This window comes from Aeromonas sp. 159, from assembly GCF_963862045.1.
Lineage (GTDB): Bacteria > Pseudomonadota > Gammaproteobacteria > Enterobacterales > Aeromonadaceae > Aeromonas > Aeromonas veronii.
On sequence record NZ_CAWLMI010000062.1, the window covers coordinates 1 to 10,696 of the forward strand.

General features: G+C 59.9%; 4 protein-coding genes, 1 tRNA gene, 1 pseudogene and 1 riboswitch. Of the genes and pseudogenes, 5 read left to right on the plus strand and 1 reads right to left on the minus strand.

The features are described 5' to 3' along the window. On the plus strand, positions 1 to 251 hold a 251-nt coding region (locus AACR14_RS11780; RefSeq protein WP_041201954.1), incomplete at its 5' end, for a carbohydrate-binding protein. Between the two features lie 130 nt (positions 252 to 381). Here the strand turns inward: AACR14_RS11780 and AACR14_RS11785 are convergent. After that, positions 382 to 1,617 (minus strand): sensor domain-containing diguanylate cyclase, encoded by a 1,236-nt coding sequence (locus tag AACR14_RS11785; RefSeq protein ID WP_019446324.1) that lies wholly within the window; start codon positions 1,615 to 1,617, stop codon positions 382 to 384. A 315-nt stretch (positions 1,618 to 1,932) separates the two neighbouring features. Next, a riboswitch (cyclic di-GMP riboswitch) is annotated at positions 1,933 to 2,020 on the plus strand. Positions 2,021 to 2,119: 99 nt separating this feature from the next. Between AACR14_RS11785 and AACR14_RS11790 the strand changes: the two are divergent. The 4 genes and pseudogenes from AACR14_RS11790 to AACR14_RS11805 all read left to right on the plus strand — a co-directional run bounded on the left by AACR14_RS11790 (position 2,120) and on the right by AACR14_RS11805 (position 10,646). Beyond that, a pseudogene (locus tag AACR14_RS11790) lies at positions 2,120 to 4,731 on the plus strand (glycosyl hydrolase family 18 protein). 73 nt (positions 4,732 to 4,804) lie between these two features. Continuing rightward, positions 4,805 to 7,786 (plus strand): M66 family metalloprotease, encoded by a 2,982-nt coding sequence (locus AACR14_RS11795; protein WP_237714699.1) that lies wholly within the window; start codon positions 4,805 to 4,807, stop codon positions 7,784 to 7,786. A gap of 79 nt (positions 7,787 to 7,865) precedes the next feature. Next, on the plus strand, positions 7,866 to 9,782 hold the full coding sequence (locus tag AACR14_RS11800; RefSeq protein ID WP_019446326.1) for a glycoside hydrolase family 19 protein: 1,917 nt from the start codon (positions 7,866 to 7,868) through the stop codon (positions 9,780 to 9,782). Positions 9,783 to 10,570: 788 nt separating this feature from the next. Continuing rightward, a tRNA-Ala gene (locus tag AACR14_RS11805) sits at positions 10,571 to 10,646 on the plus strand. Positions 10,647 to 10,696: the final 50 nt, after the last annotated feature.

The window sequence follows — 10,696 nt, forward strand, 5'->3', positions numbered from 1 at the left end:
ACAAGGTGAGCCATAACCAGCTGGTATGGCAGGCCAAGTACTGGACCCAGGGCAACGAGCCGAGCCGCACCGCAGATCAGTGGCTGTTGGTGAGCAAGGTGCAACTGGGTTGGGATGCCAATGTGGCCTACAACGGTGGCGAGATCACCACCCATAACGGCCGTCAGTGGAAGGCGCAGTACTGGACCAAGGGTAATGAGCCCGGCAAACACGACGTCTGGCAGGATGTGGGAGCCGCCAGCTGTAAATAAGCATTGAATGGTGGCGGGGCATGCCGGTCATGCCCCGTTTTTTCTCCCCGCTTCGCCACATTCTTGCGGGTCTGCCAATCGGTTTCCCCACCCAGCTTCTCTTTTGTGCCTGCAAAGCAGCCCTTCCGGGCTAGTGATTAATGCTCTCCCCGATAGCTGGCATCTGTGCCGCACGCTGCTCTTTGTGGTGCCGCTTGTGTTGATACATGTCGGCATCGGCTCTGGCAAACGCGGCGGCAAAGTCGCCGCGATAGGGGGCCATCCCCATGCTGCACGAGATAGTGGGGGAGGCGCTGGCCAGCATGGTGGTCAGCCTGGCCATCGCCTGTTGCAGATCGGTCGGTGTCAGAGTGGTGAGCAGCACAAACTCATCCCCGCCGAAGCGGGCGGCAATCACCCCCTGACCGAAGTGCTGGCGTATGCCATCTGCGATAAGGCGCAGGGCCTGATCACCCGCCAAATGACCACTGCTGTCATTGAGCTGCTTGAGATTATCCATGTCGATCAGCAGCAGTGTGCCTTCCGGCTGTGCTTGCAGAGCGAGTTCGAATTGCTGGCGATTGGCGAGCCCGGTCAGCTGGTCGGTATTGGCCAGCTGATAGATGCGGCGGGATTGCTGATAGATGGTGATGGCGTGGCGAATATCTCGCGCCAGGATCGCCATCAGGTGGCTGTCGTAGCGGGTAAAGGCATGACGTTTGCTGCTGTCCATATTGATCATGCCGTAGAGCTGACCATCGATATGGATCGGGGTCGCCAGCGTGGCCTGGATGGGTAGGTCGGTGCAGTTGACCAGCAGCTCTCTGTCCTGTTCGGACAGGGGCATGGTGGCATTTATCTTCGACAGGTCGTTGATCAGCAAGGTTTTGTTGCAACGCCCCTGAGTCAGCTTGTACTGAAAGGTGTGCTCCAGCGGCAGATTGATCCGCCGCAGTTTCACCAGATCCATGCCGATGGCTGCTTCATACCTCAACATGCCTGTGCCCGGCAGCAGCTTGATCAGGCAGCCCATTTCGGCCCCCGGGATCAACATTACGGCTCGTCTGAGCAGATCTTCCAGAAAGGCCTCTTCGGTCTGGTATTGCGCCGAGTTGCGGGCCAGTTCGGCGGTGGTTTCGTTGATCTTGAGCGCCTCACTCAGATGCTGCCACTGGCGGTGCAGATGGTAGCGGTAGTGGCGATAGAGCCAGAAGGTGCAGATAAGGTAGCTCTGGACTAGCAAGGTGCTGGCAAGCGGCGCCCTTTGCCAGCCATTGAGGCTGTTGATAAGCCAGATCATCCCGGCCAGTGGCAAGGCATAAATCGTCAAACGAACAAATTTGTCGTATCTGGATAACCGGGTGCGTGAGGGCAGTTCGCTGGGCATGAAGACACCTGCTGGCCATGCAAAACGGCGATTATAAATTCATTAGTTGCGATACAGATGGGTCTTTTGTCGCATATTGTTCTTACTCATTGATTTTTCTCAATTTGGTGTGATGCAGATCAAAAAAATGGTGTGAGGTATCTGGTTGGAGGTGATGAGATTAGGTCTGCATATCCGGCTGTTTTTTAAACATTAATTTCTTGAAAGTGGGTAATTGTCGGGGTTGGTAACTGGTGGGCTGGCAATGGTCCGATTTGCTTACTTATCAGAATTACCCTACAGTCAATCGGCGATTATTTATCGCCAGAAATAACGTTGTGACAAGGGCAAACCGATTGAAAAGTCGGGACGCAAAGCTTCCGGTCTAAGGGTCAAGACGACCTAGGATAGCGGGGCCACCACAGTAGAATGCAGGCTGCCCTTGCCAAGGGGTGGCCGTTTTTGTGTCACCTGTCGTGTTGCGTTGCCCTTTCGTTTTTCCCATAACGAAAAGGAAAGCAATATGCTAAGTCCAAAACCTGCACTGCTGGCCATGATGGTCGGCACCCTGCTCGCCTCCTCCGCCGCTTATGCGGCAGCTCCCGGCAAACCCGCCATCGGTTGGGGCCCCACCAAGTTTGCCATCGTCGAAGTCAACCAGTCCGCGACCGCTTATAACGAGCTGGTCAAGGTGAAGGATGGCGCCGATGTGACCGTCACCTGGAATCTCTGGAACGGCGATATCGGCCAGAGTGCCAAGGTGCTGCTGGATGGCAAGGAGGTGTGGTCAGGTCCCTCTTCCGCCGCGGGTACCGCCACCTTCAAGGTGCACAAGGGGGCCGCTATCAGATGCAGGTCGCGCTGTGCAACGGCGATGGCTGTACCCTGTCTGATGCCAAGGAGATCGTGGTCGCCGATACCGACGGCAGCCACCTCGCACCGCTCAAGCCTGCCCTGCAGGAGCACAACAAGCCTTACGTCAACAAGTCCGGCAAGGTGGTCGGCACCTACTATGTGGAGTGGGGGGTCTATGATCGCAACTTCACCGTGGACAAGCTGCCGGCCCAGAACCTGACCCATATCCTCTATGGCTTCACCCCGATCTGTGGCGGTGATGGCCTCAACGACAGCCTCAAAGAGATTGCCGGCAGCTTCCAGGCGTTGCAACGAGCCTGCGCCGGGCGCAAGGATTTCCAGGTCGCCATTCACGATCCCTGGGCCGCGCTGCAAAAAGGGCAGGGGTCACTGGTCGCCTGGGATGAGCCCTACAAGGGCAACTTCGGTAATCTGATGGCCCTCAAGCAGGCCTATCCGGACCTGAAGATCCTCCCCTCCGTCGGTGGCTGGACCCTCTCCGACCCCTTCTTCTTCATGCATGACAAGGCCAAGCGTGACGTGTTCGTCGCCTCGGTCAAAGAGTTCCTGCAGACCTGGAAGTTCTTCGACGGTGTCGATATCGACTATGAGTTCCCGGGCGGCGACGGTGCCAACCCCAATCTGGGGGACAAGACCAAAGATGGGGAAACCTATGTGCTGATCATGAAGGATCTGCGCGCCATGCTCGACGAGCTGGAGGCCGAGACCGGTCGCACCTATCAGCTCACCTCCGCCATCGGTGCCGGTTACGACAAGATTGAGGATGTGGATTACAAGGCTGCCCAGCAGTACATGGACCACCTCTTCGTGATGAGTTACGACTACAACGGTGCCTGGAGCAATACCTCCCTGGGTCATCAGGCCAACCTCTATCAGGCTACCAACGGCTCGGCCAACAAGCGCTACAACACTGATGCAGCGGTGCAGCAACTGCTGGCGCAGGGGGTCGACTCCGAGAAGCTGGTGATCGGTGCCGCCGCCTACGGTCGCGGCTGGAAAGGGGTGAGCGGCTATCAGGGCAACGATCCCTTCACCGGCACCGCCACCGGCAAGATCAAGGGCACCTGGGAAGATGGCGTGCTGGATTATCGCCACATCGTCAACAGCCATATGGGCGCAGGCTGGGAGTACAACTACGACGAGACTGCCGAAGCGGCCACCCTGTTCAAGCCCTCCACCGGCGAGCTGATCACCTATGACGACGAGCGCTCGGTCAAGGCGAAAGGCCAATACGTGCTGGCCAACAAGCTGGGCGGGCTCTTCTCCTGGGAGATCGATGCCGACAACGGCGACATCCTCAACGCCATGCATGAAGGTCTCGGTCACGGTGAAGGGGTCACTCCGCCAGCCAACAAGCCGCCAGTAGCCAACGCGGGCAGCGATGTGGCGGTGACCGGCCCGGCTACCCTGACGCTGGATGGCTCAGCCTCCCATGATCCGGAAAAAGGCTCCCTGACCTACAGCTGGAAGCAGGTCTCCGGCCCGCAGGCTGCTCTGCTTGATGCCACTCAGGCCAAGGCCCAGGTTGTACTCGATGCCGTGTCCGCCGACATCAATCTGGTGTTCGAGCTGACGGTGACCGATGACCATCAACTGACCGCCAGGGATCAGGTGGTGGTGACCAACAAGGCGCCGCAGCCCAACCTGCCTCCGGTGGTGACTTTGCCTGCCAGCGTCAAGGTGGAAGAGGGCAAGCAGGTGACCATCACTGCCAAGGCATCCGACCCCAACGACGACGAGCTGATCTATCAATGGCAAGTGCCTGCCGGTATCACGGCGACCGGCCAGAACAGCGCCACCCTGGTGGTCACCGGCCCGGCGGTGGATGTCGAAACCGGTTATGACCTCTCTGTGACCGTCTCCGATGGCGCACTCGATGCCAACGCGGCAACCCGCCTCACCGTCACGCCAATCAACGAAGGCGGTGAGGGTGGCTCCTGCAACACCACAGATCCGGAAGCGGCCAACGTTCCCGCATGGCAGGCCAGCAAGGTCTACAACGGCGGTGACAAGGTGAGCCACAACCAGCTGGTATGGCAGGCCAAGTACTGGACTCAGGGTAATGAGCCGAGCCGCGCCGCCGATCAGTGGTCGCTGGTGAGTCAGGTTGATCTGGGCTGGAACGCAGCCGTTGCCTACAACGGCGGGGATCTCACCAACCACAACGGCCATCAGTGGAAGGCCAAGTGGTGGACTCAAGGCAATGAGCCGGGCAAGCACGATGTCTGGCTGGATATCGGGGCAGCAAGCTGTAACTGAGGCCTCCTCACCGATGACGGGGCATGGCGACATGCTCCTCATTCCCGGTAGCAATATGAACGAGAACCCGACAATGACCACAAATGTGACCCGAATCGCTGCCCTCATCATGGCAACCCTGGCGGCTGGCCCCCTGTCTGCCACCACCTCGCCCCTGATATTCAATGACACGACCCCGCAAAGCGATCTGGCGGGTAGCCTGGCTGCCAGCGTGCAGTTTGCCCAGAGCCAGATCCTGCCTTCCCATCCCAAAGAGGGGGATCGCCAACCCATCCTGACCAGCCTGCGCAAGAGCCTGCTGCTGGTTAAACCGCTCCAGGCCGACGGGGTGACCCCCATGACGGTGGAGGCCCGTGACGGCAGCGGCGAGCTGCTGGGCACCCTGACCTTGTCGCCGCCATCGGCGCTGCCAGAGACTGTCTACCACCTCGCGGGGGCTCCAGAAGGGGGTGTGAGTTTCATCCCGGAGAGCGGCACCACTGCCATCATCAGCAGCAGTGCTGATTTGGCCAAACTGAACGACAAGAGCGGCGCCTTCCTCAAGGAACGGCTGACTGGTCGCGCGCTGGTGGAGATCCAGACCGCCGATGGCCGCTGGGTTCGGGATATCTACCTGCCCGTGAGCCCGGAGCTGGAGGGCAAGATGGTGCGGATCCGCTCCAGCGCCGGTTATAACTCGACGGCCTTCTATGGCGAGCGACAGGTGACCGTCTCCCGTGGCCAGACCCTGCAGTTCAAGTTTGCCAATGGGCAGTGGTTCCGTGAGGGGGAGCTGGAGAACAACCGCATCACCTATGCAGCGGATACCTGGAGCGGCGAGCTGCCTGCCGAGTGGATCCAGCCCGGACTGACCCTCTCCGTTCGTCAGGGCAATCTCAGTGGTGAACTGCGTGATATCAAGGTCGGCGCCCCCGGCGAGCTGCTGCTGCACACCATCGACATCGGCATGCTCACCACGCCACGGGATCGCTTTGCCTTTGCCAATGACAAGGAGGCCCATCGCGAATACTTCCAGACCATCCCGGCCAGCCGGATGATTGTCAGTCAGTATGCACCGCTCTCCCTGCCTGAGGTGATGTTGCCCAACGGCACCCTGCTGACCGACTTTGACCCGAGCGAAGGGGGCTGGCATGGCGGCACCATGCGTCAGCGCATCGGCAAGGAGCTTATCTCCCACGGCATCGACAATGCCAACTACGGCATCAACAGCAGTGCCGGTGAAGGGGAGGGAAGCCATCCCTTTGTTGCGGCCCAGCTGACGGCGCACAACAGTCGCGGCAAGTATGCCAATGGAGTTCAGGTGCACGGAGGTTCCGGTGGCGGTGGCATCGTCACGCTGGATGATTCGTTGGGCAACGAGTTCAGCCACGAGGTGGGCCACAACTTCGGCCTTGGCCACTATGTGGATGGTTTCCGCGGCTCGGTTCATCGCAGTGCCGATCAGCTCAACTCCAGCTGGGGCTGGGACAGTGACAAACACCGTTTCATCCCCAACTTCTCGCCGACCCGCACCAATGAGGATGCCTGTCTGGATGGCCAGTGCCAGCCACCGTTCGATGGCCGCAAGTTTGGCCACGATGCGATGGCGGGCGGTCGCCCTCTCTCCGGCGCCAACCGTTTCACCCTCTATACCCCCAATTCGGCCGCCATCATCCAGCGTTTTCTGGAGAGCAAGGCGGTGTTCGATGCCAACTCGGCCACCGGCTTTAGCAAGTGGAACAGTGCTACGGCCAGGATGGAACCCTATCAGCACACAATCGAGGGGATCGAGAAGGTCGATGCCCCCATGGATGCCCTGAGCGAGGCCGGACTGAGTGCCCTGCTGGCGGATTACGGCTTGGTCAGGGTCGCCATGTGGGATGGTCGCTGGACCCGTGATATCCGGGTGCCGGTTGCCTCTGCGGACAATCGTGGGCGCAGTCTGACCATCGATCACGGGGCCGGTTACAACAGTCGCCTCTTTATCAACGGCAAGGAGATGCTGGTGAACCGGGGCTTCAAGAAGAGCTTCACCTCGGATGGCCAGAGCTGGGGGGAGGTCTCCCCCATCGATACCAAGGTTGCGCGCAAGCCCGAGCAGTTCGGCGTGCCGGTGACCACTCTGGTGGGCTATTACGACCCGCAGGGGAGCCTGCCCAGCTACATCTATCCGGCGCTGCACGGCGCCTACGGCTTCACCTATCCGGATGACAGTAACACCCTGTCAGTCAATGACTGCCAGTTGCAGGTGGAGACCCGCGATGGTCTGCAGCGCTTCAGGCTGGCCAATCACCGGGCGGCCAGCAGCGTCATGAACAAGTTCCACATCAACCTGCCCACCGCCAGCGAGCCCGGCCGCGCCACCATCCAGTGCCGTGGCCAGACACTGGTACAGCAGAGCTTGTTGCCACCGCAGCAGACCCTCTCCTTTACCGTCAACGGGCGGCCGCTGGAGCAGGGCGTGGTTGAGAACCAGCCTCCGGTGGTGACCGTGCCGGCGCAGCTCGGCGGCCTCGGCGGTGAGTGGCTGACCGTCACCGCCGAGGCGAGCGATCCCGAGGGCGATGCGCTCAGCTACCGCTGGCACTTCCCGGCGGGCTGGCAGGCGGAGGGCGAGACCAGCGCCAACCTGCGTCTGCTGCCGCCGGCAGTCACCACCAGCGAGCAGCATGAGCTGAGTGTGAGCGTCTCGGACGGGGTACATCAGAGCGAAGGGCGCGTCGTGCTGACGCTGGCGCCCGTGGTCGACGGCTCTTGCAACATCACAGATCCGGAAGCGGCGAATGTTCCCGCATGGCAGGTCAGCAAGGTCTACAACGGTGGCGACAAGGTGAGCCACAACCAGCTGGTATGGCGTGCCAAGTACTGGACTCAGGGCAATGAACCGAGCCGCGCCGCCGATCAGTGGGCACTGGCGAGTCAGGTTGATCTGGGCTGGAGCGCCGCTGTTGCCTACAACGGCGGGGAGCTGACCAACCACAACGGCCGTCAGTGGAAGGCCAAGTGGTGGACTCAAGGCAACGAGCCGGGCAAGCACGGCGTCTGGCTGGATGTCGGGGCGGCAAGCTGCCCCTAGGTTGAGTCCATGATGAAGATGGCGGAGCCTGTTCAGGCGGGCTCCGCCTTTTGCCACAAAACCATAGAGAGCAACAATAATGAAAAAAAACCGCATCACCCTTCTGCTTGCCAGCATGATGCTGAGCGGCCACCTGTGGGCGGCCGAGGCATATGACATCAACAAATCCTATCCGGGCGGCAGCCAGGTCAATTACAACGGCCAGGTTTTTGAGGCCAAGTGGTGGGTCAACCCGGGTCAGACTCCCGGCATGGCGGCCGCCAACGAGTGGGATACCCCGTGGAAGCTTGTCGGCGAAGGGGAAGTGACCCCGCCGGACACCGGTGGCGATGACAAGCCCAATCCGCCGACGCCTACCCCGCCGGATGGCAGCACCACCCCCGTCTATATGAGTCAGGCCGAGCTGGATGCCAAAGAGAAGGCGCTGACCGACTTCCCGGCGATGGAAGCGGTCAAGGCCTCCATCGCTACCCGGGACAATCTGGTGGTCGAGGCGGTGCAGCCGGGCCGTGCCGACAACTCGGGCAACGTCAAGCGGGTCGAAAGCCTGCTGAGCGAAAGCCAGTTCAACTACCTGTTCCCGCTACGCGCCCCCGAGTACACCTATCGTGGCCTGTTGCAGGCGGCGGCCAAGTTCCCGGCCCTGTGCAGCGACTACAGCGACGGCCGCGATGCTGACGCCATCTGCCGCAAGACGCTGGCAACTATGTTCGCCCACTTCGCCCAGGAGACCGGTGGCCATGAAAACTGGCGCCCGGAGGCCGAGTGGCGTCAGGCGCTGGTCTACGTGCGCGAGATGGGATGGAATGAGACCATGCGCGGCGGTTACAACGCCGAGTGCCGTCCCGATGTGTGGCAGGGTCAGCAGTGGCCGTGCGGTACGTTCGACAATGGCGAGTTCAAGAGCTACTTTGGCCGCGGTGCCAAGCAGCTCTCCTACAACTACAACTATGGCCCCTTCTCCGAGGCGATGTTCGGCACGGTGCGCACCCTGCTCGACCGCCCCGATCTGGTGGCCGACACCTGGCTGAACCTCGCCAGTGCGGTGTTCTTCTATACCTATCCGCAGCCGCCCAAGCCTTCCATGCTCCATGTCATCGATGGCACCTGGCAGCCGAATGACCATGACAAGCAGAACGGTCTGGTGCCGGGCTTCGGGGTCACTACCCAGATCATCAACGGCGGGGTGGAGTGCGGCGGTCCGGTCGAGCACGCCCAGTCCCAGAATCGCATCAACTACTACCGCGAGTTTGCCAACTACCTCGGAGTGGCGGTGCCATCCGACGAGGTGCTGGGTTGCAAGAATATGAAGGTGTTTGATGACAATGGCGCCGGTGCCTTGCCCATCTATTGGGAGCAGGACTGGAGCTATGTGGCAGAGAACCCCAACGGTGGCAAGAGCTATGCGTGCAAGCTGGTGGGCTACCAGACCCGTTTCAGCGCCTTCAAGGCAGGGGATTACAGCCGCTGCGTTCAGCACTTCTATCCGGAGGTGGTGATCGAGGATAACGGCGGTGGCACCAACCTGCCGCCGGTGGCCAATATCACTGGCCCGGCGCAGGCCGAAGGTGGCAGCAAGGTGACTCTCTCTGGCCAGCACTCTAGCGATCCGGAAGGCAAGCCGCTCTCCTATGCCTGGACTATCCCGGCTGGAGCCTCTGCCCCGGCACTGGATCAGGTCACTCTGGAGTTGACTCTGACCAAGCCGGCCAGCGATACCAAGCTGGATATCAAACTGACGGTCACAGATGAAGGCAATCTGAGCCGCAGCACCACCCATAGCCTGCTGGTGAAAGGAGAGGAGGGGGGCGTAACGCCGCCTGACTATCCGGCCTATAAAGAGGGGACTCCCTACAAGGCGGGCGAGCGGGTCAGCAATGGCGGTGTCAGCTACGAGTGCAAACCGCATCCCTACACCGGCTGGTGTGCCGGTGCCGCCTGGGCCTATGAGCCGGGCAAGGGTACGGCCTGGGCCGATGCCTGGATCAAGCTCTGAGCCGTTTCAGGGTTACAAGGCTTACCGATTAGCCAGCGCACTATCTGGTGTAATCACAGTCTGGTGCAATAAAAGATGGGGCCTGCGGGCCCCATTCTTGTTTGGTGGAGTTCAGGTTTGGCCGTGGAACATCTGGCCCGGACAGGACAGCGCCTCGAAAGGGCTGTGTAATGATGTGTGTTGTTTTTTTATTACATTTTCCGTGAAAGGCTTTCAGCAATTACTTGCCGTAGCGGAAGTAGTATTCACGGGTGGAGGGGGCATAGGCATCTTTCTCTACAACGCCGTTCTTGGTAGTTGCACCGCGCAGGTGGAACAGGACTGCCAGATTCTCAAACATGGTTTACCTCATCGCTCTGTCATTTATGGTTATGGTGTGTGACCTGGGTCACGGTTTGATCCTATGGTCATTTGTGAGCTAGATCAACTTTCTGTGTTGTAAATTTACAAAAATCATGGAAAGGGTTTTCAAATGCAATGCCCTTTATGGAAAGGCTTTCCCGAGGTGACGGGGGAGAAGCTGATGATCAGCTAGCAAAAGGGGCCTGAGATCGGGGGCGTTGCACGGGGAAAGAGGCTTGCTGCACGGCCTCTCCTTTATAGGTGCTTGAGCCGATTTGTGACATAAAACAGAGAGATAGCACGCGTCTTGCTGGTAAAAACAGCGAACTGCTGCAATTTTGACTAAACGAATCAGTCGCGGTTATTTTAGGGTTGACAGCAAAGCGGGTGATGCCTATCATGCGCCTCCGTTGCCGGAGATAACTTCGGTGGCGCCGAGGTGAGTTGGGGTTATAGCTCAGCTGGGAGAGCGCTTGCATGGCATGCAAGAGGTCCGCGGTTCGATCCCGCGTAGCTCCACCAAATTCTCCTCGAACAATCTGGAATCAAAGGGGTTATAGCTCAGCTGGGAG